The 21850-nt window shown below is 65.2% G+C and carries 18 protein-coding genes; 4 read left to right on the top strand and 14 right to left on the bottom strand.

What is annotated here, in order from left to right; genetic code table 11:
- Positions 1–177 precede the first annotated feature (177 nt).
- Complete coding sequence (locus tag ACX12D_RS01850; RefSeq protein ID WP_459372725.1) at positions 178–630, bottom strand: carboxymuconolactone decarboxylase family protein; 453 nt, start codon at positions 628–630, stop codon at positions 178–180.
- 160 nt (positions 631–790) lie between these two features.
- Positions 791–1678, bottom strand: coding sequence for an RNA polymerase sigma factor SigJ (sigJ, locus tag ACX12D_RS01845; protein WP_459372724.1), 888 nt, complete (start codon positions 1676–1678; stop codon positions 791–793).
- A 302-nt stretch (positions 1679–1980) separates the two neighbouring features.
- Here sigJ and ACX12D_RS01840 point away from each other — a divergent pair, with 302 nt between their 5' ends.
- A complete protein-coding gene (locus ACX12D_RS01840; RefSeq protein WP_183032018.1) occupies positions 1981–2958 on the top strand; it encodes an NAD(P)H-dependent flavin oxidoreductase in 978 nt (325 codons plus the stop codon).
- A gap of 5 nt (positions 2959–2963) precedes the next feature.
- Positions 2964–3122: a hypothetical protein gene (locus tag ACX12D_RS01835; protein ID WP_459372723.1), complete on the top strand. Its 159-nt coding sequence runs from the start codon at positions 2964–2966 to the stop codon at positions 3120–3122.
- Here ACX12D_RS01835 and ACX12D_RS01830 read toward each other — a convergent pair.
- The 7 genes from ACX12D_RS01830 to ACX12D_RS01800 all read right to left on the bottom strand — a co-directional run bounded on the left by ACX12D_RS01830 (position 3113) and on the right by ACX12D_RS01800 (position 11789).
- Positions 3113–4363, bottom strand: coding sequence for a phenylacetate--CoA ligase family protein (locus tag ACX12D_RS01830; RefSeq protein WP_459372722.1), 1251 nt, complete (start codon positions 4361–4363; stop codon positions 3113–3115). The two genes, ACX12D_RS01835 and ACX12D_RS01830, sit on opposite strands and share 10 nt — an antisense overlap.
- Positions 4364–4516: 153 nt before the next feature.
- Positions 4517–5332: an ABC transporter ATP-binding protein gene (locus ACX12D_RS01825; protein ID WP_441630697.1), complete on the bottom strand. Its 816-nt coding sequence runs from the start codon at positions 5330–5332 to the stop codon at positions 4517–4519.
- A 102-nt stretch (positions 5333–5434) separates the two neighbouring features.
- The gene (locus ACX12D_RS01820; protein WP_459372721.1) at positions 5435–6769 is read right to left on the bottom strand and encodes an ABC transporter substrate-binding protein; all 1335 of its coding nucleotides are present in this window, start codon (positions 6767–6769) and stop codon (positions 5435–5437) included.
- Positions 6770–6856: 87 nt separating this feature from the next.
- A complete protein-coding gene (locus ACX12D_RS01815) occupies positions 6857–7933 on the bottom strand; it encodes a branched-chain amino acid ABC transporter permease (protein ID WP_267605314.1) in 1077 nt (358 codons plus the stop codon).
- A 26-nt stretch (positions 7934–7959) separates the two neighbouring features.
- Positions 7960–8874 carry a branched-chain amino acid ABC transporter permease gene (locus ACX12D_RS01810; protein WP_006160142.1) on the bottom strand — a complete coding sequence of 305 codons (915 nt, stop codon included), beginning with the start codon at positions 8872–8874 and terminating at the stop codon, positions 7960–7962.
- A 24-nt stretch (positions 8875–8898) separates the two neighbouring features.
- A complete protein-coding gene (locus tag ACX12D_RS01805) occupies positions 8899–9804 on the bottom strand; it encodes an ABC transporter ATP-binding protein (protein ID WP_441632211.1) in 906 nt (301 codons plus the stop codon).
- A gap of 14 nt (positions 9805–9818) precedes the next feature.
- The gene (locus ACX12D_RS01800; protein ID WP_459372720.1) at positions 9819–11789 is read right to left on the bottom strand and encodes an AMP-dependent synthetase/ligase; all 1971 of its coding nucleotides are present in this window, start codon (positions 11787–11789) and stop codon (positions 9819–9821) included.
- A gap of 238 nt (positions 11790–12027) precedes the next feature.
- On the opposite strand from ACX12D_RS01800, the gene ACX12D_RS01795 reads away from it, so the two are divergent.
- Complete coding sequence (locus ACX12D_RS01795) at positions 12028–12696, top strand: Crp/Fnr family transcriptional regulator (RefSeq protein ID WP_459372719.1); 669 nt, start codon at positions 12028–12030, stop codon at positions 12694–12696.
- Positions 12697–12754: 58 nt separating this feature from the next.
- On the opposite strand, the gene ACX12D_RS01790 is transcribed toward ACX12D_RS01795, so the two are convergent.
- The 5 genes from ACX12D_RS01790 to ACX12D_RS01770 form a co-directional block, all read right to left on the bottom strand.
- The gene (locus ACX12D_RS01790; RefSeq protein ID WP_459372718.1) at positions 12755–14299 is read right to left on the bottom strand and encodes a methyl-accepting chemotaxis protein; all 1545 of its coding nucleotides are present in this window, start codon (positions 14297–14299) and stop codon (positions 12755–12757) included.
- 411 nt (positions 14300–14710) lie between these two features.
- A complete protein-coding gene (locus tag ACX12D_RS01785; RefSeq protein ID WP_459372717.1) occupies positions 14711–15565 on the bottom strand; it encodes a 3-hydroxybutyryl-CoA dehydrogenase in 855 nt (284 codons plus the stop codon).
- Between the two features lie 72 nt (positions 15566–15637).
- Positions 15638–16060 carry an HIT family protein gene (locus tag ACX12D_RS01780; protein ID WP_441632202.1) on the bottom strand — a complete coding sequence of 141 codons (423 nt, stop codon included), beginning with the start codon at positions 16058–16060 and terminating at the stop codon, positions 15638–15640.
- A 135-nt stretch (positions 16061–16195) separates the two neighbouring features.
- A complete protein-coding gene (icmF, locus tag ACX12D_RS01775; protein WP_459372716.1) occupies positions 16196–19504 on the bottom strand; it encodes a fused isobutyryl-CoA mutase/GTPase IcmF in 3309 nt (1102 codons plus the stop codon).
- A 400-nt stretch (positions 19505–19904) separates the two neighbouring features.
- The gene (locus ACX12D_RS01770; RefSeq protein WP_459372715.1) at positions 19905–20243 is read right to left on the bottom strand and encodes a DUF2917 domain-containing protein; all 339 of its coding nucleotides are present in this window, start codon (positions 20241–20243) and stop codon (positions 19905–19907) included.
- Between the two features lie 183 nt (positions 20244–20426).
- Here ACX12D_RS01770 and ACX12D_RS01765 point away from each other — a divergent pair, with 183 nt between their 5' ends.
- On the top strand, positions 20427–21833 hold the full coding sequence (locus ACX12D_RS01765; RefSeq protein ID WP_459372714.1) for an aminotransferase-like domain-containing protein: 1407 nt from the start codon (positions 20427–20429) through the stop codon (positions 21831–21833).
- Positions 21834–21850 lie beyond the last annotated feature (17 nt).

The following is a 21850-nucleotide window of genomic DNA, read 5'->3' as shown; positions in this document are numbered from 1 at the left end:
TTCGTGGTAGTTGCCCCGCGGCGTAGCGGGGTTTTTTTTGTTCGCCGTTCCACCCGAGGACGTCGACAGCGTGCACGGTGAAGGCAAGGACGACACGCTCGGCCTGCGGGCAGCCGATGTCACCGCTGGCAGCGAACACGTCCCCTCGCATCGGGCTGGCGTTATGCCTGTGCCGCGTTATGCCTTTTCCGGGATCGGGTTGCGAAAGCTCACGTTGAGCAGGTTCCACGCGTTGATCGTGACAATGGCAAAGCCAAGCTCGGCGATCTCTTCATCGGAAAAGTGCGCGCGCAAAGCGGCAAACTCCTCGTCGCTCGCGTCGCTGTGCGGCGTAGCGGTGACGATCTCCGCCCAGCGCAATGCCGCGCGCTCGCGCTCGCTGAAGAACGGCGCTTCGCGCCAGCCGGCAACGGCGTTGAGATGGCGCGGATCCACCTCCTGGCGGATCAAGTCGCGCCAGTGCATGTCGATGCAGAAGCCGCAGCCGTTGATTTGCGATACGCGCAGGAATACCAGGTCGACAAGGCGCTTGCCGAGCAGGCCATTCTGGATGATGGCGGACAGGTCAAGCAGTGCCTTGAAGGACTTGGGAGCCTGCTGGAAGTACGGGAGACGGATGGTGTGGGTCATGGCTTGGCCTTTTGGCGCGGGCGCGTGAGATCGGGTGAAATCGGCCGAAATCGACTGAGATCGGCTGAGACCTCGTTGGACCGCTTGCGTTGCGAAGGCCGCCCCTTGCGGCCCCCATGCAGTCAAGACGCGGAGGCCCAGGCGTTTGTGACAGCGCCCCTCAAGAAAGTGGAGGAACGCCCGCCAGCTTGTCCGGATTGCGCACCGAGTAGATCGCGGCAATGCGCTCGCCGTCGATCAGGAAAGCCTGCGCGGACTCAAGCCGCCCGTCCACATAGCGCAGCAATCCCGGCTCGCCGTTGATCCAGGCGAAGCGGTAGACCTGCGCGCCGCCATAGCGCTGGGCCATATGCCGGTACAGCCGGGCAATGTTGTCCGCGCCATGCACCACCTTGACGAACGAAGTCACCTTGCCGCCGCCATCGCCGATGATCTGCACGTCATCGGCCAGTACCGCCTTGATGGCGTCCATCTCGCCGCTGCGCGCGGCCTGCATGAAGGTTTCCAGCAAGCGGCGATGGGTGTCTTTGGGCACATCGAAGCGCGGGCGCTGCTGCTGCACGCGCTCTGAGGCCCGGTGCACCATCTGCCGGCAGGCAGCCTCGCTCTTGCCGAGCAGCGCCGCGATCTCGGCATAGTCGTGATCGAACACCTGCCGCAGCAGGAAGGCCGCGCGTTCGTCGGCGGACAAGCGCTCCAGCACCCACAGGAAGGCCACCGACAGTTCGCTCGCCATCTCGGCCGCGGCCTCCGGCGTGCGCTCGTCCAGTTCCACCAGCGGCTCGGGCAGCCACCACCCCACATAGGCTTCGCGCTCGGCCTTGGCCGCGCGCAGGCGGTCGATGGCCAGCCGCGTGACCACCGTTACCAGCCTGGCCTCGGCCGACGCCAGCGCGGCGTGGTCCGCGCGGTCCCAGCGCAGCCAGGCATCCTGGAGCACATCCTCGGCGTCCGCCCGGGTGCCGAGCATGCGGTAAGCGATGGAAAACAGGCGCGGACGCAATGTGGCGAAGATCTCTGGGTCGGCGGGCAAGGCGCTGGAACGCATGATTGGGGCAACAAGGGTCCGGTGGCTGGTATTGAGACTAGACGCGGCAGTCGGCCGTTTTGTGACAGGGCCGGCCACGAAATGCATGCCGCCATGTTACTTGCTGCCGGCACGGATTCCGGCGCAGACTCGGCTCAAAGACTGTCCCCGCGGCTGGCCCCGGTGGATGGCCCGGGTGGCTGGCGCAGGTAGACAGCCCCTTCTAACGCCCGTCTAACGCCCGTCAGCCGAAACTCCCTATAATCGAACGATCGTTCATATCCAGGGCGCCACCGGCGCCCGTTCGTGGTCCAGGAGACGCCATGCCCGCCGCCAAACAATTGCCCCAGGTCCTGCAAAACCTGGCGCTGCCCGTGATTTCCTCGCCGATGTTCATCGTCAGCTACCCCGAGCTGGTGCTGGCGCAGTGCAAGGCCGGCATCGTCGGCTCCTTCCCCGCGCTGAACGCGCGCCCTGCCGAGATGCTGGGCGACTGGCTCACGCAGATGGAAGACGATCTCGCCGCCTTCCGCGCCGCCAACCCGGGCAAGCCGGTCGGCCCGATCGCCGTCAACCAGATCGTGCACACCTCCAATGTGCGCCTGGAGCACGACATCAAGGTGTGCGTGGACCACAAGGTACCCATCTTCATCACCTCGCTGCGCGCGCCGCCCAAGGAGATGATCGACGCCGTGCACAGCTATGGCGGCATCGTGCTGCACGATGTGATCAGCATCCGCCACGCCGAGAAGGCGATCGAAGCCGGCGTGGACGGGCTGATCCTGGTGGCGGCCGGGGCCGGCGGCCATGCCGGCACGCTGTCGCCGTTCGCGCTGGTGGGCGAAGTGCGCAAGATCTTCGACGGCGTGATCGCGCTGTCGGGCTCGATTGCCACTGGCGAATCCGTGCTGGCCGCACAGGCCATGGGCGCGGACTTCGCTTACGTCGGCACCCGCTTCATCGCCTCGCAGGAAGCGCATGCCAGCGAATCCTACAAGCAGTCGATCACCACCTCCGCCGCGGCCGACATCATCTACACCAACTTGTTTACCGGCGTGCACGGCAATTACATCCGCGAGAGCATCGAGGCGTCGGGGCTGGATCCCGCCAACCTGCCGCAGGCGGACAAGACCAAGATGGACTTTTCCAGCGGCGCGTCCAAGGCCAAGGCATGGAAGGATGTCTGGGGCGCCGGCCAGGGCGTGGGCCAGATCCACGACATCCCCACCGCCGGCGAAATCGTGGCGCGCATGAAGGCCGAGTACAACGACGCGCGCGCCCGCCTGGGGCTTGCGGTCTGAGCGCATTGCGATCCTTTACGCCCACCCCACCCGCCGTGCGCAGCCGCAGGCAACGCGCGCTGTGGGTGGTGCTCGGTGTGCTCGGCGTGCTCGGCCTGCTGCCGACGCGCCCCGCCGGCGGCCATGCGGCACCGTCCCCGGACCGCGACCGCGCTCAGTCGTAACGCCGCGCGTCCTCGATCACCTTGCCATCCTGCGGCAGCGAGCCCGCTGCCACGAAGCGCACCTCGCCGCGCAGGCGCATCACCTCGCGCAGCGATTCGCCGATGGCCTGCGCCAGCGCCGCATCGTCGCGCGTGGCATCGCAGTGCAGGGTCATCACGTCGGCGCCTACGCTGCCAGTCACCACCAGGCGCGCGGCGCGCACCTCCGGATGGCGCCGCACCACCTCGCCCACCTGCCCGGGATGCACGAACATGCCCTTGACCTTGGTGGTCTGGTCGGCACGGCCCAGCCAGCCCTTGAGGCGCTGGTTGGTGCGCCCGCACGGACTAGCGCGCTCGTCCGAGCCAGCCACGAACGCCGACAGGTCGCCCGTGCCGAAGCGAACCAGCGGATAGTCGCCATTGCCCAGCACCGTGACCACCACCTCGCCGGTCTCGCCGTCAGGCATGGGCTGCGTGCCGCCCGGCTCAACGATCTCCACCAGCACGTTCTCGTCCACCACCCAGCCGTCGCCGCCCTGCGTCTCGTAGGCGATCAGGCCCACGTCGGCGCTGCCGTACATCTGCTGCACGCGGATGCCGCGCTCGGTGAACCAGGCGCGCAGCGATGGCGGCAATGCCTCGCCAGACACCAGCGCCTTGCTCAGGCCCCGGCATGGCTGGCCGATCTCGTCGCCCTTTTCCAGCAGCAGCTTGAGAAAGGATGGCGTGCCCGCGTAGGCCGCCGGCTGCAGGCTCGCCATCGCCTGCACCTGAGATTCGGTCTGTCCCACGCCCGCCGGGAACACACAGCAGCCCAGCCGATGGGCGCCGGTTTCCATCATCATGCCGGCCGGCGTGAAGTGGTAGGAAAAGGTGTTGTAGACGAGATCGCCCGAGCGGAAGCCCGCCGCGAACATCGCGCGCGCGATCCGCCACCAGTCGGCGCCGTGCCCGTCGGGCTCGTGGATCGGGCCGGGCGACTGGAAGATGTGGCGCAGGCCGCCCAGCGGCGTCGCATTCAGCCCGCCCAGCGGCGGCATGGTCTTCTGCCGCGCCGTCAGCTCGGACTTGCGCGTCACCGGCAGCGCCGCCAACGCGGCGCGTGAGTCCAGCGCGCGCGGATCCACGTCGCGCAGCACCTCCGCAAAATAAGGCGCATGCGCCTTGGCATGCGCAACCTGGCGCGACAATGCGTCCAGCAAGGCCTGCAAGCGGACGGCCGGGGCGCGCGTTTCAAGCGAATCGAAGTATTCAGGCATGGTGCGTAGTTCGCGTAGGTAGTCGCGTGATGAACCGTACTGTTTAAACCCGGATGCGCATCGGGAAGGGCGAAGACGCCGTAGCGAGCGGCCCGTGGCGGATTGGCGGAGCGCAGCCGTGCACGGGCCGCGCGGCAGGCTTGTCCGCGCTGCTCAGGCGAGCCAGCGCTTGCGCCGGCGATAGCTCTTTACGTCGCGGAAGGAGCTTCTCCCGCCGCCCTCTCCATCGTTCGCGGCGACGCCCAGGTAGAACTCCTTCACATCCTCATTGGTGCGCAGCGCCTCGGCCGCGCCATCCATCACCACGCGTCCGTTCTCCAGGATGTAGCCGTAGTCCGCATAGCGCAGCGCCACCATGGTGTTCTGCTCGGCCAGCAGGAAGCTGACCTTCTCGCGCTGGTTCAGGTCGCGCACGATCTCGAAGATCTCCTCCACGATCTGCGGCGCCAAGCCCATCGATGGCTCATCGAGCAGGATCATGCTGGGCTTGGCCATCATGGCCCGGCCGATCGCGCACATCTGCTGCTCGCCGCCCGAGGTGTAGCCCGCCTGCGATTTGCGGCGCGTCTTCAGGCGCGGGAAGTAGGCGTAGATGCGCTCCAGCGCATCGCGTGTTTCGCTGCGCGACAAACCGCGCGTGTAGGCGCCGGTCAGCAGGTTTTCCTCGAGCGTCAGGTGGGCGAAGCAATGCCGCCCCTCCATCACCTGGATCACCCCGCGCTTGACCAGTTCATTGGGCGTGAGCCGGTCGACCCGGTTGCCGCGGTACTCGATCGAGCCCTTGGTGACGTCCCCGCGCTCGGCGTGCAGCAGGTTGGAGATGGCCTTGAGCGTGGTGGTCTTGCCCGCGCCGTTGGCGCCCAGCAGCGCCACGATCCGCCCCTCGGGCACATCGAGGGAAACGCCCTTGAGCACCAGGATGACGTGGTCGTAGATGACTTCGATATTGTTGACGGACAACAGGCTCATGGTGCGGCTCGGTTGGTGGTTCCTGGCTGGCTTCATCCCCGCTCGCCCGCATGCGGCCGAGCGGAGTCGACAACAATCAACAAACGCCTTGCGGCGCCCGGATCAAGACTTCATGCACGCAGGCGCGATGCCCTTTTCTTTCGCGAACTGCGCGGCACTCGCCTTGAACAGCGGATGGATCAGGTTCTTGTTGCCTTCGATCCAGTCCGACACCACGACCCACTTGGTGCCATCCCACTGCTGGATCTTCACCTTGCCCGAGCCTTCGTGGTTGTCGCAGCTGGTCTTGATCTCCGGCAGCAAACCGGTGGCGCCCAGCTGCTGCAGGCGCGCGTTGTTCACGTTCAGGTTCTCGAATGCCCAGCGCATGTCTTCGCCGCTCATGACCTTGCCCTTGCCATACTTGGCCTGCGCCACGCGGATCGCCTCCACCGTCACCACGGCCGCGGACACGCCACGGTTGTAGAGTACCGAGCCAACCTTGTTGCGGTCCTGCATATTGCCCTTGCCGGCGCCGTAGACCACCTTGTCGATATCGGCGATCAGCGGCACGCCCTTGCCCGCCACGTTCCAGGTTGCGCTCATATAGCCCTTGGCGGCATCGCCGGCGGGCACGGTGTCTTCTTCCGAACCTGCCCACCACGAGCCAATCATCTTGTCGCGCGCGAAGCCCACCTTCTGCGCCGCCTTGAGCGCGGTCTGGTTCATCACGCCCCAGCCCCAGAAGATCACGTAGTCAGGATTCTCCTGGCGGATCTTCAGCCACTGCGCGCCCTGCTCGTTGCCGGGGTGCGCCACCGGGATCTCGACCAGGTTGAACTTGCCGAGCTTGGCTTCGGCTTCCAGCGCCACGATCGGCTCCTTGCCATAGGCGGAGTCGTGATACAGGTAGACAATCTTCTTGCCGGCCAGCGAGCCGCCGTTCTTGCCCGCCAGGAACTTGACGATGGCCGAGACCTGCATCTGGTAGGTGGTGACGAGCGGGAAGGCATAGGGGAAGACCGAACCGTCGACCGCATCGGTGCGGCCATAGCCCATCATCACCAGCGGCACCTTGTCGGCCGCGGTCTTGTCCACCAGCGCGTAGGAGATGCCGGTCGACATGGTGTGGTACGCGGTGCCCTTGCTGGCGGGGCTCTTGCCCTTGAGCCGCTCGTAGCACTCCACGCCCTTGGCGTTGTTGTACTCCGTCTCGCACTCTTCCCACGACAGCTTGACGCCGTTCACGCCCCCGTCCTTGAGGTTGACGTAGTTCAGGTAGTCGACGAAGCCGCCATAAAAGGACTGTCCGTTGGCGCCATAAGGGCCGACGCGATAGCTGGGCAGCGCGACGAACTGCTCGCCGCTTTGCGCCTGCACCGCCAGCGGCGCCAGCAGCGCGGCCGACGCGCCCACCGCCAGGGCTATGCGCTGCAGATTGCGAATCAGGATGGTCATGACAGTCTCCTTCACCTTGGCAGGTGTGTTTGTTATGGAATACCCGTTTCTCTTGTTCCGAACCAGAAAATGTCGATGCGATGAGACTCAATGGGGGAATGGCCAGAGCCGCAGCTTCTCCTTCGCGATCTGCCACAGCCGTGCCAGGCCATGCGGCTCCACCACCAGGAAAAAGATGATCAGCCCGCCGAACACCATCAACTGGATATGCGACACGGCGGCGTTGGTAAAGGGCAGGTGCAGCAGCGCGGCCAGCGGCGGCAGCGCGATGTCCAGGAAGATCGGCAGCAGCAGGATGAAGGCCGCGCCCAGGAACGAGCCAAGGATGCTGCCCACGCCGCCGATGATGATCATGAACAGCACGCGAAAGGAAAGGTCGAGCGAGAAGCCGTCCGGCTCGACCGAGCCCAGGTAGCAGAACGCATAGAGCGCGCCCGCCACGCCGCAGTAGAACGAGCTGACGGCAAAGGCCAGCAGCTTGGTGCGCATCAGCGGAATGCCGATCACTTCCGCCGCCACGTCCATGTCGCGCACCGACATCCAGGCACGCCCGGTGGAGGAGCGCACCAGGTTCTTGGCCACGATGGCCAGCACCGTCACCAGCATCAGCACGAAGAGGTACTTCTTCACCGGCGTATCGATGGCGATGCCAAACAGGTTCAACTGCTGCGCGGTGATCACGCCCGACGAGCTGTTGTTGGAGAACCAGGGAAACTTGGTCAGCGCCCACACCACGAAGAACTGTGCGGCCAACGTCGCCACCGCAAGGTAGAAGCCCTTGATGCGCAGCGACGGCAGGCCGAACGCCACCCCCACCAGCGCCGCCGACAGTCCGGCGAGGATAAAGGTCAGCAGCACCGGCAGGCCCTCGATGCGCAGCTGGAAGTTGTAGGCCGCGTAGGCGCCCACCGCCATGAAGGCCGCGGTGCCAAGCGAGAGCTGCCCCGCGTAGCCGGTGAGGATATTGAGCCCGAGCGCGGCCAGCGCGAAGATCAGGAACGGGATCAGGATGGCCGAGAACCAGTACTCCGAACCCAGCAGCGGAATCGCCACGAAGGCCACCGCCATCAGCACCGCAAAGCCGATGCGGTCCTGGCGGATGGGGAAGATCTGGCTATCGGCAACGTAGGTGGTCTTGAACTGGCCGGATTCACGGTAGAACATGTTTTCTCTCCTGTGGCGCGGGCCGCTCAGACACGATCGATGTGTTTCTCGCCGAACAGCCCCTCGGGCCGCACCAGCAGGAACAACAGCGCAAACACATAGGGGAACCAGCCTTCGATACCACCGAAGTTGCCGCCAAACGCGGACTGGAACACAGGCGGGATATAGATCTCGGCCAGCTTCTCCGAGGCCCCGATGATCAGCCCGCCGACGATGGCGCCGGGCACCGAGGTAAAGCCGCCCAGGATCAGCACCGGCAGCGCCTTCAACGCAGTCAGTGTCAGCGCGAACTGCACGCCATTGCGCGAGCCCCACAGCATGCCCGCCACCAGCGCGACGAAGCCCGCCACGCCCCAGACAATGGCCCAGATATGCTGCAGCGGAATGCCCAGCGACAGCGCGGCCTGGTGATCGTCCGCCACCGCGCGCAATGCGCGGCCCACCTTGGTGTACTGGAAGAACAGCGCCAGCGTGCCCACCAGGATGCCGGCGATGCCCGCCGCCGCCAGGTCGAACTTGGATACCACGATATTGAAGCGCGTCAGGATGGCTTCGATGGGCTCGTCGACGATGCCGAGGTTGATCGGGCGCACTTCATTGCCGAACAACAGCGGCCCCAGCCCCTCGAGGAAGAAGGACAGCCCGATGGTGGCCATGAACAGCGTGATGGGTGGCTGGTTCACCAGCTTGCGCAGCACCAGCCGTTCGGTGCTGATGCCGACCACCACCATCACGCCAAACGCGCCGATCACGGCCGCCCACATCGGCAGGCCCTTGTCCATCAGCCCCACTACCGCCAGCGCGGCAAAGTACACCATCGCGCCCTGCGCGAAGTTGAACACGCCCGACGCCTTGTAGATCAGCACGAACCCCAGTGCCACCAGCGAGTACATCAACCCCGACAATAAGCCGCCGATCAGGATTTCAAAGAAGAACGTCATGGTTGTCCTTGTCTTGCAGCTGCATCAGTGACCAGCGCCCAGATAGGCGCGAATCACATCCGGGTTGGCCTTCACCGCCTCGGGCGTACCGTCGCCGATCTTCTTGCCGTAGTCCAGCACCACCACACGGTCGGAGATGTCCATCACCACGCCCATGTCGTGCTCGATCAGCACGATGGTGGTGCCGAACTGATGGTTCACGTCCAGGATGAAGCGGCACATGTCCTGCTTCTCTTCCACGTTCATGCCGGCCATCGGTTCGTCGAGCAGCAGCATCGAAGGCTCGGCCGCCAGCGCGCGCGCCAGCTCCACGCGCTTTTGCAAGCCGTAGGGCAGGCGCCCCACCGGCGTCTTGCGGATCGCCTGGATCTCGAGGAAATCGATCACCTCCTCGACCTTGCGCCGGTGCTGCATTTCCTCGTTGCGCGCCGGGCCCCACCACAGCGCATTGGCCAGCAGGCCGCTGCGGAACCTGGTGTTGCGCCCGGTCATGATGTTGTCGAGCACGGTCATGCCCTTGAACAGCGCGATATTCTGGAAGGTGCGCGCGATGCCCTGGCGCGCCGCGGCGGTGGGATGCATCTTGCGCCGCTCCTCGCCACGAAACACGATGCGGCCTTGCTGCGGGTGATAGACCCCGTTGATCACATTGAGCATCGAGCTCTTGCCCGCGCCGTTGGGGCCGATGATGGCGCGGATCTCATGCTCGCGCACGTCGAACGAGATATCCGTCAGCGCCTTCACGCCGCCGAAGGCCAACGAGATATTCTGCAGGTCGAGTATCACGTCGCCGGCCTGCCGCACCTGCGCATGTTCCATCTGAACCCCGCCGAGGGCTTGCGCTGTTGCCCCGGCCCCCGCGGACGCGCCGCTCCACACCGGCTGGCCATCGCCGCCGCGCTCCACGCCTTGCCATGCCATTTGCGTCATCCTCCTGCCCCTGCTCATGCCGCGCGCTTCGCACCGGCGGTGGCCGGGGGGAAGCGCTTTACATCGACCAGTTTCAACGTGGCCGAGACGCTGCCTTCACGCCCGTCCTCGAACTTCACGCGCGTCTCGATGAACTGCTCCGGCTTGCCGGCGTACAGCGCTTCGATCAGCGACGCGTATTTCTCGGCGATATAGCCACGCCGCACCTTGCGCGTGCGGGTGAGCTCATCGTCGTCCGGATCGAGTTCCTTGTGCAGGATCAGGAAGCGCGAAACCTGCGAGCCGGCCAGCATGGCATCGGCGGCAAGGTCGGCATTCACCTGCTCGACGCACTCGCCGATCATGGCGATCACCTCTGGCTGCGCCGCCAGGTCGATGTAGCCCGCATAGGCCAGGTGGCGCCGCTCGGCCCAGTTGCCCACGGCTTCGAAATCGATGTTGATGAACGCGCAGACGCTGTCGCGGCCGGTGCCGAACGCCACCGCTTCCTTGATATACGGAAAGAACTTGAGCTTGTTCTCGATGTACTTGGGCGCGAACATGGCGCCGTCGGACAACTTGCCCACATCCTTCGCGCGATCGATGATCTTGAGGTGGCCATCAGCGTCGATCACGCCGGCGTCGCCGGTCATGAAATAGCCTTGGTCGTTGAGCGCCTCGCGGGTGGCATCGTCACGCTTGTAGTAGGCCTTCAACAAGCCCACGCCACGCACCAGCACTTCGCCATTCTCGGCAATGCGGATCTCCATGCCCGGCGCGGCGGGCCCTACCGAATCGAACTTGACCTTGCCGTCCGGCTGCAGGCAAACGTAGGCGCAGGTTTCGGTCTGGCCGTAGAACTGCTTGAGGTTGACGCCGATGGAGCGATAGAAGCGGAACAGGTCCGGGCCAATCGCTTCGCCCGCCGTGTAGCCCACGCGGATGCGGCTCATGCCGAGCACATTGCGCAGCGGCCCGAAGATCAGCGCCTCGCCAGCCGCGTAGCGCAAGCGGTCGGCCAGCGGCACCGGATTGCCGTCGAGGATGTCGGTGCCGCAGCGGCGCGCCACGTCCATGGCCCAGTGAAAGAGCTTGCGCTTGATCCAGCCCGCATCTTCCATGCGGATCATCACCTGCGTCAGCAGGTTTTCATAGATGCGCGGTGGCGCGAAGTAATAGGTGGGGCCGATCTCGCGCAGGTCGGTCATCACTGTCTCGCGCGATTCCGGGCAGTTCACGGTGAAGCCCGCCACCATGGCCTGGGCGTACGAGAACAGGTTGTCGCCCACCCATGCCATCGGCAAGTAGGACAGCACATCGTCCTTCGCGGTCAGGCCATCGAACGCACAGCCGTTGCGCGCCGCGCCGATCAGGCCGCGATGCGAGTGGCACACACCCTTGGGCTTGCCGGTGGTGCCGGAGGTGTAGAGGATGATGGCGGTATCGTCGGGTTCGCCCGCGGCAACGGCCGCATCGAAGTATCCGGGATTGGCGCGATCGAACTCGCGGCCGATTTCCTGCAGGCGCTGGTAAGACATCAACGCCGGATGATCGTAGTCGCGCAGCCCGCGCGGGTCTTCATAGATGATGTGGCGCACCTTGCGGCCCTGCGCGGCAAGCTGCTCCTCCACCTCCAGCAGCTTGTCCACCTGCTCCTGGTCCTCCACGATGGCGAAGTCGATCTCGGCATCGTTCAGCACATAGATCATCTCGCCGGCAATGGCATCCTGGTAAAGCGGCACCGGCACGCCGCCCATGGCCTGCGCCGCGCTCATGGCCCAGTACAGGCGCGGACGGTTGTCGCCGACCACCGCCAGGTTCATGCCGCGGGCAAAGCCCAGCGCAGCCAGGCCGCACGCGAGCGCGCGCACCTCCTGCGCGGTCTGCGCCCAGCTAAAGGTTTGCCAGATCCCGAGATCCTTCTCACGGTAAGCCGGGCTTCCCGGCCGCTGCTGCGCGTGCGCAAGCAACAAGCGCGGGAAGGTCGTCGCCGACGGTTCCTGCATGGATGTCTCCTGTCCCTCCGGCGCGGGGGTCCGCCACCGGTGCCAAGCCTGCTGCCGCTGGTTATACTTGGCCTGTTTTGCCCGGCGGCGTTTCTGCCGCAACGCAACAAGCCCGCCGCGCCTGTCCTGGCGCGCATTTGCGGTTCGTGGTGATCGTAAGATAGTCCATGCCATTTCCCCCGGTTGTCACGCCGATGACAATTCCGGGTTAATCCCTACGGGGGAGGTTCTCCAGGTCATGCTCAACGATTTCGTCGACCGCTGCGTGTGGGCAGCCGACCTCAGCGAAGAACAACGCGACACTGTCCGCCGCGCCATGTGCGTGCGCGAATATAGCCAGGGCGACTATGTCTGCCATAAAGGCGATATGGCGGAGCACTGGATGGGCGTGCTGGAAGGGATCGTCAAGATCACTACCGTATCGCCGTCCGGCAAGTCGGTCACATTCACCGGTGTGCCGACAGGGGGCTGGTTTGGCGAAGGTGCCGTGCTCAAGGGCGAAATCCGCAAATACGATGTGATGGCGCTGCGGCGCTCGCGCATTGCGTTCCTGCCGCGCGAGACTTTTCAGTGGTTGCTGGATACCAGCTTGCCATTCACCCGGTTCCTGCTGACGCAGTTCAATGAGCGGCTGGGGCAGTTCATTGCCGCCGTGGAATACGAACGGCTGCTCGATATCGATTCGCGGGTGGCGCGCGCGGTGTCGTCGCTGTTCAATGAGCACCTGTACCCTGGCCTGGGGACCACGCTGGAGATTTCGCAGGAAGAAATCGGACTGCTGGCGGGCATCTCGCGGCAGCGGGCCAACCAGGCGCTAAAGGTGCTGGAGCAGCAGGGACTGGTGAAGGTCGACTACGGCGTGATCGAGGTACTGGACCTGGAGGGGCTGCGGCAGTACGGCGAGTAGGGCCGCCACGCCCCTCGCGGCCACCTTGCGGCTTGGGCCGATGCGGCCTGGCGCGCAGTCAACGGAATACGCCGACCGCTTCCACCAGCCGGTTGGCCTGCTGTTTCAGGCTCTGTGCGGCGGCCGCGCTCTGCTCCACCAGCGCCGCGTTCTGCTGGGTGATGCGGTCGAGGTCGCCGATGGCATCGCCAACCTGGCTGATGCCCGCGCTCTGCTCGGACGTAGCCAGGCTGATCTCGGCGATCAGGTCGGAGACGCGCCTGACCTGGGCCACGATGTTGTCCATGGTCTGGCCGGCGTCATTGACCCGCTGCGCCCCCGAATCGACCTTTTCCACGCTGGCGCCGATCAGCGCCTTGATCTCCTTGGCCGCGCTGGCGCTGCGCTGCGCGAGCCCCCGCACCTCACCGGCCACCACCGCGAAGCCCCTGCCCTGTTCCCCGGCCCGCGCGGCTTCCACCGCAGCATTCAGCGCAAGGATATTGGTCTGGAACGCGATGCCGTCGATCACGCTGATGATATCGGCGATCCGCTTCGAGCTGCTGCTGATTTCCTCCATGGTCGCCACCACCTGCGACATTGCCTCGCCACCCTTGGCGGCCTCGCTGCTGGCGGAGCCGGACAACGCGTTTGCCTGGGCCGCGGTTTCGGCATTGCTCCTGACCGTGGCTGTCATCTGCGTCATCGACGACGCCGTATCCTGTACGTTGGATGCCGCCTGCTCGGTACGCAAGCTCAGGTCGCTATTGCCCTGCGCGATCTCGCTGCTCGCGCCTTGCACGTTCAGCACCTGCTCGCTCACGTCATCGATCAGCCAGCGAAACATCAGGCCAAGCTGGCTGATCGTGCGCAGCGTCATGCCGATCTCGTCCACGCGGTCCATATGCTCGACCTGCTGGCTTTCGCCGGACGCCACGCGCAGGGCCTGTTCCATGACCCGCTCCAACGGCCGCGAGATCTGCGCCTCCAGCCAGCCGGAGACCAGCATCAGCATGGCGGCGACGATGCCGCCCAGGCCGGCCAGCGGCATCCCGCCCATGCCAAGCGTAGCCGCGCCAATGACCGAGGCCGGCAGCAAGGTCGCCAGTGCGCCGCGGATGCGCCAGCGCACCGGCATGGTCTTGAAGGCCGACGCCCACCGCTTCCAGCCGCCCTGAATGATCAGGCCCTTGTGAAAACGCCGCTGGCCGGCACTACCCTCGCGGAAGTCCTGGTAAAGCCGCCCGGCGGCGTCAATTTCCTCGCGCGAGGGCTTGGTGCGCACCGACATGTATCCCACCGGCTTGCCGTTGCGCACTAGCGGCATGGCGTTGGCGCGTACCCAGTAATGGTCGCCGTCCTTGCGCCGGTTCTTCACCAGCGCCGTCCAGGGCTCGCCGCTCTTGAGGGTGGCCCACATATCGGCGAACGCCTCGGCCGGCATATCCGGGTGCCGCACGATATTGTGGGGCTGGCCCTGGATTTCCTCGCGTGTGAAACCACTGACATCGACGAAGGCCGCGTTGGCATAGGCAATGCGGCTTTCGGTGTCGGTGGTCGACATCAGCGTTGCATTCTCAGGCAGTTCGTATTCGCGCTGCGAGACGGGTTGGTTGTTGCGCATAAAGATTCCCCATCGGTTTTCCAAAGCACGCGCGACGCACAGGCAGTGCCACGACTGCGGCGGCGCGTAGTGCATATCCGCGTTTACGGGAATATCTTTACAAAGCTTTAGCGATTAGGGATCAATGAAGCCATTCAACCGGTTTTACTGGAATCAAAACTGATTTCTCTCAGCCGCCACCGATTTTTTATCCTCACAGGCTTGACAATATTTTTTAATACGATCGTTCCAAAAAATAATTAATGATATCGATTCTTATTTATTGGGCGAGAAAACAGCAAATACCCGGGAGCCAAAACGAGCGTGCCGCGAGCGAAAAAAAAGCTGGCGGCGGATCGCTCCGTTGCCAGCTCTTCCAGCATCCCCCTCCCTGTGAGAGAGGAGGACTTGCCCTCTTTGACTGCGTCAGTATTACTTGCTGTAGACGTACACACCGCGGCCCGTCTTGCGGCCGAGATAGCCCGCCGCCACCATTTCGCGCATCAGCATGGCCGGGCGGTATTTCGGGTCGGCAAATTCGGTGTACAGCACCTCCATCACCGCCAGCATCGTATCCAGGCCGATCATGTCAGCCAGCGCCAGCGGGCCGATCGGGTGGTTGCAACCCAGCTTCATGCCTTCGTCGATTTCTTCCGGCGACGCCAGGCCTTCGCCCAGTACGCAGAACGCCTCATTGATCATCGGGCAGAGAATCCGGTTGACCACGAAGCCCGGATTGTTCTTCACGGTGATGGGGTACTTGCCGAGGTTCTTCGACAGTTCTTCCACCAGCGCGTGCGTGGCATCGCTGGTCTGCAGGCCGCGGATCAGCTCCACCAGGGCCATCATCGGCACCGGGTTGAAGAAGTGCATGCCGATGAAGTTGCCCGGGCGGCTGGTGACGGCGGCCAGCTTGGTGATCGAGATCGACGAGGTGTTGGACGCGACGATCACGTTGTCGCCGACGATGCTGTCGATCTGCTTGAGGATCTTGACCTTGAGGTCGAAGTTCTCGGTGGCGGCTTCGATCACGATGTCGGCGGCCTTGAGCGCGTCATAAGACGTGGAGCCCTTGATGCGCGCGAGTGCGGCGTCCTTGTCGGCTTCGCTGATCTTGTCTTTCTTGATCAGGCGATCCAGGCTGCTGCCCACGGTGGCGATGCCCTTGCTCACCGCAGCGTCGCTGATGTCCACCATCACTACGTCCAGGCCCACCACCGCGCACGCTTGCGCGATGCCGTTGCCCATGGTACCGGCGCCTACGATGCCAACTGTCCTGATTCCCATCTTGTCTTCCTTGTTGCTGGTTGCTTGATTCTGGCGTGGCGCGCTGCGCTCACGGCGCACCGAGGTATCTGCTCAGGCTTCGCCCAGCGCGGCGATGATGCGCTCGGCGTGCTGGCTGAGGATTTCCGGATCCTGCATGTCGCTGCCGTGGCCGCGCAGGGTGCGCTCGGCGTAGCGCGGCACGATGTGGAAATGCACGTGCGGCACGGTCTGGCCCGCGGCGGCGCCGTTGAACTGGCCGATCGAGATGCCGTCCGGCGAGAAGGCGGCGCGCACCGCGCGGGCGACGCGCTTGGTGGTGCGGATGGCGGCTTCGGCACCAGCGTCGGAAAGGTCGAACAGCTCGGCGGCGGGTTCCTTGGTCACCACCAGTACGTGGCCGTCGGACTGCGGCATGATGTCCATGAAGGCGATGGTGTCGGCGTCTTCATACACCTTGTTGCAAGGCAATTCGCCACGCAGGATGCGGGCGAAGATATTGTTGGGATCGTACACGGTACTCCTGATTGGTCTGGATCTTGATCTTGGTCTTGATCTTCGCTGGTGCTCGCTGTCCGCAAGGCGATGCGGCTGGCGCAAACGTCAAGTTTAACGCAGGGGCCTCGCACGAGACAGCCCCTGGCGCACGGATCACATATTGCGGCGGTACTGGCCTCCCACCTCGAACAATGCATGCGTGACCTGCCCGAGCGAGCACACGCGCACCGCGTCCATCAGCACCGCAAACACGTTGTCGTTGTCGATCACGGCCTGGCGCAGCCGCTGCAGCATGGCCGGCGCCGCATCCGCGTGACGGGCGTGAAAGTCCGCCAGCCGCGCAAGCTGCCCCTGCTTCTCCTCTTCGCTGGAACGTGCCAGTTCGAGCGATTGCGGCGTAGCGTCGCCATCGGGATTGCGGAACGTATTGACGCCGATGATGGGCAGCGTGCCGTCATGCTTGCGCTGCTCGTAGTACAGCGATTCGTCCTGGATCTTGCCTCGCTGGTAGCCCGTCTCCATCGCGCCAAGCACCCCGCCGCGCTCGGCGATGCGCTCGAACTCCTGCATCACCGCTTCTTCCACCAGGTCGGTCAGCTCATCGATCAGGAAGCTGCCCTGGTTGGGGTTCTCGCATTTGGCCACGCCCCACTCGCGGTTGATGATGAGCTGGATCGCCAGCGCGCGGCGCACCGACTCGCCGGTGGGCGTGGTGATGGCTTCGTCGTACGCGTTGGTGTGCAGCGAATTGCAGTTGTCGTAGATGGCGATCAACGCCTGCAGCGTGGTGCGGATATCGTTGAAGTCGATCTCCTGCGCGTGCAGCGAGCGGCCGGAAGTCTGGATGTGGTACTTGAGCTTCTGGCTGCGCTCGTTGGCGCCGTACTTGTCGCGCAGCGTCACCGCCCAGATGCGGCGCGCCACGCGGCCCAGCACGCTGTATTCCGGGTCCATGCCGTTGGAGAAGAAGAACGACAGGTTGGGCGCGAAGTCATCGATATGCATGCCGCGCGCCAGGTACGCCTCCACATACGTGAAGCCGTTGGACAGCGTGAACGCCAGCTGCGAGATCGGGTTCGCCCCGGCCTCCGCGATGTGATAGCCGGAGATCGACACCGAGTAGAAATTGCGCACCTGGTGATGGACGAAGTACGCCTGGATATCGCCCATCACCTTGAGCGAGAACTCGGTCGAGAAGATGCAGGTGTTCTGGCCCTGGTCTTCCTTGAGGATATCGGCCTGCACCGTGCCGCGCACGTTCTGCAGCACCCACGCGCGGATCTTGGCTTCCTCGTCGGCGGTGGGCTCGCGGCTGTTATCGGCGCGGAACTTGTCGAGCTGCTGGTCGATGGCGGTGTTCATGAACATCGCCAGGATGGTGGGCGCGGGCCCGTTGATGGTCATCGACACCGAGGTCGACGGGCTGGTGAGGTCGAAGCCGTCGTACAGCACCTTCATGTCGTCGAGCGTGGCGATCGACACGCCCGAGTTGCCGACCTTGCCGTAGATGTCCGGGCGTGTGTGCGGGTCCTCGCCGTACAGCGTGACCGAATCGAAGGCGGTGGACAGGCGCTTGGCGTCCATGCCCTCGGAGACCAGCTTGAAGCGGCGGTTGGTGCGAAAGGCATCGCCCTCGCCGGCGAACATGCGGGTGGGGTCTTCGTTCTCGCGCTTGAAGGCGAACACGCCGGCGGTGTAGGGGAAACTGCCAGGCACGTTCTCGCGCAGCAGCCACTTGAGCACTTCGCCATCGTCCTCGAAGCGTGGCAGCACCACCTTGCGCACCGTGGTGCCGGACATGGTAGTGGTGGTGAGCGTGGTGCGGATTTCCTTGTCGCGGATCTTCACCACGTATTCGTCGCCGCTGTAGGCCTTGCGCATCTCCGGCCACATCGCCAGCAGCTTGCGCTCCTGCGCGCCGAGCGCGGCGTCGCGTTCGGTGGCGAGCGACTGCAGCGCTTCGCCCTGGTCTTCTTGCCCGGAGGCCGCCAGCAGCATGCGGCGCGCCTCGCGCAGTTGCTGGCGCTCGCGCGCCAGCCGGCTTTGCGCATCCACGCGGCGATGATACGCGCGCACCGTGTCGGCGATCTCGGCCAGGTAGCGGTTGCGCGCCGGCGGGACGATCACGTTCTGGCCGGTGGAGACGCGCCCGCTCAACTGCGGCAGCACACCGGCCGGCGCACGCATGCCGCGCGCGCACAGCGCTTCGCGCAGGCCCTGGTAAAGCATGGTCACGCCGTCGTCGTTGAAGCGCGACGCCTGGGTGCCGTACACCGGCATCTCCTCGGGCCTGGCATGCCACTGCTCGCGGTTGCGCTGCACCTGCTTGGCCACATCGCGCCACGCGTCCTGCGCGCCCTTGCGGTCGAACTTGTTGATGGCGACAAAATCCGCGAAGTCCAGCATGTCGATCTTCTCGAGCTGGCTGGCAGCGCCGAACTCGGGCGTCATCACGTAGAGCGACAGGTCCACGTGCGCAACGATGGCGGCGTCTCCCTGCCCGATGCCCGAGGTCTCGACGATGATCAGGTCGAAGCCGGCCACCTTGCAGGCCGCCAGCACATCGGGCAGCGCCCGCGAGATCTCCGAGCCGGCCTCGCGCGTGGCCAGCGAGCGCATGAAGATGTGCGGGTGGTTGATCGCGTTCATGCGGATGCGGTCGCCCAGCAGCGCGCCGCCGGACTTGCGGCGCGACGGGTCGATCGAGATCACCGCAATGGACAGCGCATCGCGCTGGTCCAGCCGGATGCGGCGGATCAGCTCATCGGTCAGCGAGGATTTGCCCGCGCCGCCAGTGCCGGTGATGCCGAGCACGGGCGTCTTCACCTTGGCAGCCTCGGCGCGCAGGGCGTCGGCCAGCGCGGGATCCGCCTTGCCGTTTTCCAGTGCCGTGATCAGCTGCGCGAGCGCGCGGCGGTCGCCGCCCTGCATCGCATCGAGCGTGGTGGGGGCATAGCGCGCCAGGTCGATATCGCAGCGCTGCACCATGTCGGCGATCATGCCGGCCAGGCCCAGGCGCTGGCCGTCTTCCGGGCTGAAGATCCGCGCCACGCCGTAGGCTTGCAACTCGCGGATCTCGTCCGCCACGATCACGCCGCCGCCGCCGCCGAACAACTGGATGTGCTCGCCGCCGCGCTGGCGCAGCAGGTCCACCATGTACTTGAAATACTCGACGTGGCCGCCCTGGTAGCTGGAGATGGCGATGCCCTGCACGTCTTCCTGCAAGGCCGCGCTGACCACCTCGTCCACTGAGCGGTTATGCCCGAGATGGATCACCTCGCAGCCCGAGGACTGCAGGATGCGCCGCATGATGTTGATGGAAGCGTCGTGGCCGTCGAACAGCGAGGCCGCGGTGACGAAGCGCACCTTGTTGACGGGCCCTTTCGGTCCCTGCGCCTGATGGGGAGCGCCGGGTTGAGCGCCAGGTTGAGCGCCCTTCTGCACATCGGAAAGATCGGTCATTGTCTCCACCACGTTCGGTGTTCTGGCTGGTCGCATGACGTCCATGGCTGCCGCTCTGGAGGCGGCTCGGATCTGACACGCGAGCGGTCTGGCTGGTGCCGGCACGACGGCTTGATTATATGACGTTTACGTTAACGGCAATCCATCCACGGCGGCGCCGATTGCCGCTCGGCGCGGCGCGGCCAGCCATATGAACATCCTCGCATAGTTGGCGCGACGATGTGGAGGGAGGGAGGGAGGGAGGGAGGGAGGGAGGGAGGGAGGGAGGCATCGGGGAAGTTCGATGCCGGCAAACGGCATTCTGGCGAGCGCATGACCAGACACTTGGCCAGGCTTCTACCAATACGGATGGGAGCGGGATGACCGGACACGCGCTGCGCGCGGTCCGGCCGGGATCCTCTCAGAGGCCCGGTTCCGGGCACTGGCCGGCACCGGAGCCACGGCGCTCGCCAAAGCGGCGCTTCAGCGCACTCGCCAGCCCGCCCAGCCAGCGCCACGACGACGGCGCCGGCGTCTCGGCCAGCGTGAAGCGCGCGCCCTCGCTTTCGCCGGACAACCATACCCGGGTGCCGGCAGGCAGCGCAAAGACGGCCCCCGGCAGCAGCCAGATATCCGCGTGGTGGCCTTCCACCGTGAGCCAAAGGCGGCCTTCGACCGCCTTCACGCGCTGGCCTTCGCGGGCGCGCCAGCTCACCGGCTGGCCCAGTTCATCGAATTCGAAGATCCTTAGTTCGCGCATTTCATCACTCCTGTTCTGCATTGCGGCCATGTCTCTCGTGCCCACCGGCCCAGCCAGTGCCGGCACTTCTGCCGCATGCCTTCCATTATTCACAGCGCAAACTACAATCCCATGAACAGTTGCGAACAGTTTGACATGAACTGTTCAGTAGTTTTTCCTGACACTTCCCCCTGCACCCTGCCGATGAAGCTGACCCTCGTTCCCGCCACCGGCGTGCCCCTGACCGACCAGATCGTCAACGAGGTCAAGACCTGGATCAGCGCGCGCGAGGTGCGCCCCGGCGCGCGCCTGCCGTCGATCCGGCAGCTCGCGGCGGAGCATGGCATCAGCCGTTTTCCGGTGATCGAGGCCTATGACCGGCTGGTGTCGCAGGGCCTGCTCGATTCCCGCCACGGGTCGGGCTTCTTCGTCGCGGACAGCCCGCTGCTGGCGCGCGGCGCCAATGGCTGGTCGGACCCGCGCCTGGCGGAGGATTTGTCGGACCATATCCTGGAGCAGTTCAACCATCCCAGCGCCACGCTCAAGCTGGCGGGCGGCTTCGTGCCCGAGAGCTGGCGTGACGTGGAGGGGCTGACCCAGGCCATCCGCCAGGTCTCGCGCAACGACATCAACAGCGTGATCCACTACGCCACGCCGATGGGCAGCCCGGAGCTGCGCCAGCATGTGCTGACCCGCGTGCGGCAGCTCGGCATCGCGGCGGAGCTGCCGCAGGTGCTGATCACCACGGGCGCCAGCCAGGCGCTGGACCTGGTGGTGCGGCGCCTGCTCAAGCCGGGCGATACGGTGTTCGTGGAGGATCCTGGCTACTACAACCTGTTCGGCCTGCTGCGCCTGCACGGAGTGCGGCTGGTGGGGGTACCGCAAACCCGCAACGGGCCCGACCCGGACGCCGCCGAAGCGCTGCTGCGCGAGCACAAGCCCAAGCTGTTTTTCACCAACAGCGTGCTGCAGAACCCGACCGGCTCGACCCTCTCGCCGCCGGTGGCGTTCCGCCTGCTGGAGCTGGCGCGCCGGCACGGCTTCCGTTTTGTCGAGGACGATATCTTCTCGGACTTCCAGACCAACTACACGGACCGGCTGGCCACGCTGGACCAGCTCGAGCACGTCATCTACATCGGCGGTTTTTCCAAGACGGTGTCGGCCTCGCTGCGGGTCGGCTACCTGGTGGCCGACAAGGCGCTGGTGAAGGACCTGGTGGATGTGAAGGTGCTAACCAGCGTAGCGGGCTCGCATTTCGCGGAGAGCGTGACGGCGGCGCTGCTGGAGCGCGGCGCCTACCGCAAATACATGGAGCGGCTGCGGCTGCGGGTGCGCCAGGCCACCGCGCGCGCGGTGCAGCACCTGGGCGACGCCGGCTGGGAAGTGTATTGCGAGCCGGCGGGCGGCAATTTCCTCTGGGCTCGTACGCGCGGGATCGAGGATTCGCGCGAGCTGGTGACCCTGGCCGAGCGGCATGGGGTGACGCTGGCGCCTGGCAATTACTTCCGGCCGGGCGGCGAGGGCTCGGCCTGGATCCGCATCAACTCCGCCTTTGTCGAGGAGCCACGCGCGCTGGCCTTCCTGCAAGAAACCGGCGCGCGCGAACGGTAGAACGGTAACCGCAGGCG

The organism is Cupriavidus sp. PET2-C1, from assembly GCF_054515855.1.
Note: the sequence above shows the minus strand (reverse complement) of the source record. Positions and strands in the feature narration are given on the sequence as shown.

Bases quoted from the DNA above. Each gene is read 5' to 3' on its own strand.
- ACX12D_RS01850 (WP_459372725.1), bottom strand. From the start codon at position 630: ATGACCCACACCATCCGTCTCCCGTACTTCCAGCAGGCTCCCAAGTCC.
- sigJ (WP_459372724.1), bottom strand. From the start codon at position 1,678: ATGCGTTCCAGCGCCTTGCCCGCCGACCCAGAGATCTTCGCCACATTG.
- ACX12D_RS01840 (WP_183032018.1), top strand. From the start codon at position 1,981: ATGCCCGCCGCCAAACAATTGCCCCAGGTCCTGCAAAACCTGGCGCTG.
- ACX12D_RS01830 (WP_459372722.1), bottom strand. From the start codon at position 4,363: ATGCCTGAATACTTCGATTCGCTTGAAACGCGCGCCCCGGCCGTCCGC.
- ACX12D_RS01825 (WP_441630697.1), bottom strand. From the start codon at position 5,332: ATGAGCCTGTTGTCCGTCAACAATATCGAAGTCATCTACGACCACGTC.
- ACX12D_RS01820 (WP_459372721.1), bottom strand. From the start codon at position 6,769: ATGACCATCCTGATTCGCAATCTGCAGCGCATAGCCCTGGCGGTGGGC.
- ACX12D_RS01815 (WP_267605314.1), bottom strand. From the start codon at position 7,933: ATGTTCTACCGTGAATCCGGCCAGTTCAAGACCACCTACGTTGCCGAT.
- ACX12D_RS01810 (WP_006160142.1), bottom strand. From the start codon at position 8,874: ATGACGTTCTTCTTTGAAATCCTGATCGGCGGCTTATTGTCGGGGTTG.
- ACX12D_RS01805 (WP_441632211.1), bottom strand. From the start codon at position 9,804: ATGACGCAAATGGCATGGCAAGGCGTGGAGCGCGGCGGCGATGGCCAG.
- ACX12D_RS01800 (WP_459372720.1), bottom strand. From the start codon at position 11,789: ATGCAGGAACCGTCGGCGACGACCTTCCCGCGCTTGTTGCTTGCGCAC.
- ACX12D_RS01795 (WP_459372719.1), top strand. From the start codon at position 12,028: ATGCTCAACGATTTCGTCGACCGCTGCGTGTGGGCAGCCGACCTCAGC.
- ACX12D_RS01790 (WP_459372718.1), bottom strand. From the start codon at position 14,299: ATGCGCAACAACCAACCCGTCTCGCAGCGCGAATACGAACTGCCTGAG.
- ACX12D_RS01785 (WP_459372717.1), bottom strand. From the start codon at position 15,565: ATGGGAATCAGGACAGTTGGCATCGTAGGCGCCGGTACCATGGGCAAC.
- icmF (WP_459372716.1), bottom strand. From the start codon at position 19,504: ATGACCGATCTTTCCGATGTGCAGAAGGGCGCTCAACCTGGCGCTCAA.
- ACX12D_RS01770 (WP_459372715.1), bottom strand. From the start codon at position 20,243: ATGCGCGAACTAAGGATCTTCGAATTCGATGAACTGGGCCAGCCGGTG.
- ACX12D_RS01765 (WP_459372714.1), top strand. From the start codon at position 20,427: ATGAAGCTGACCCTCGTTCCCGCCACCGGCGTGCCCCTGACCGACCAG.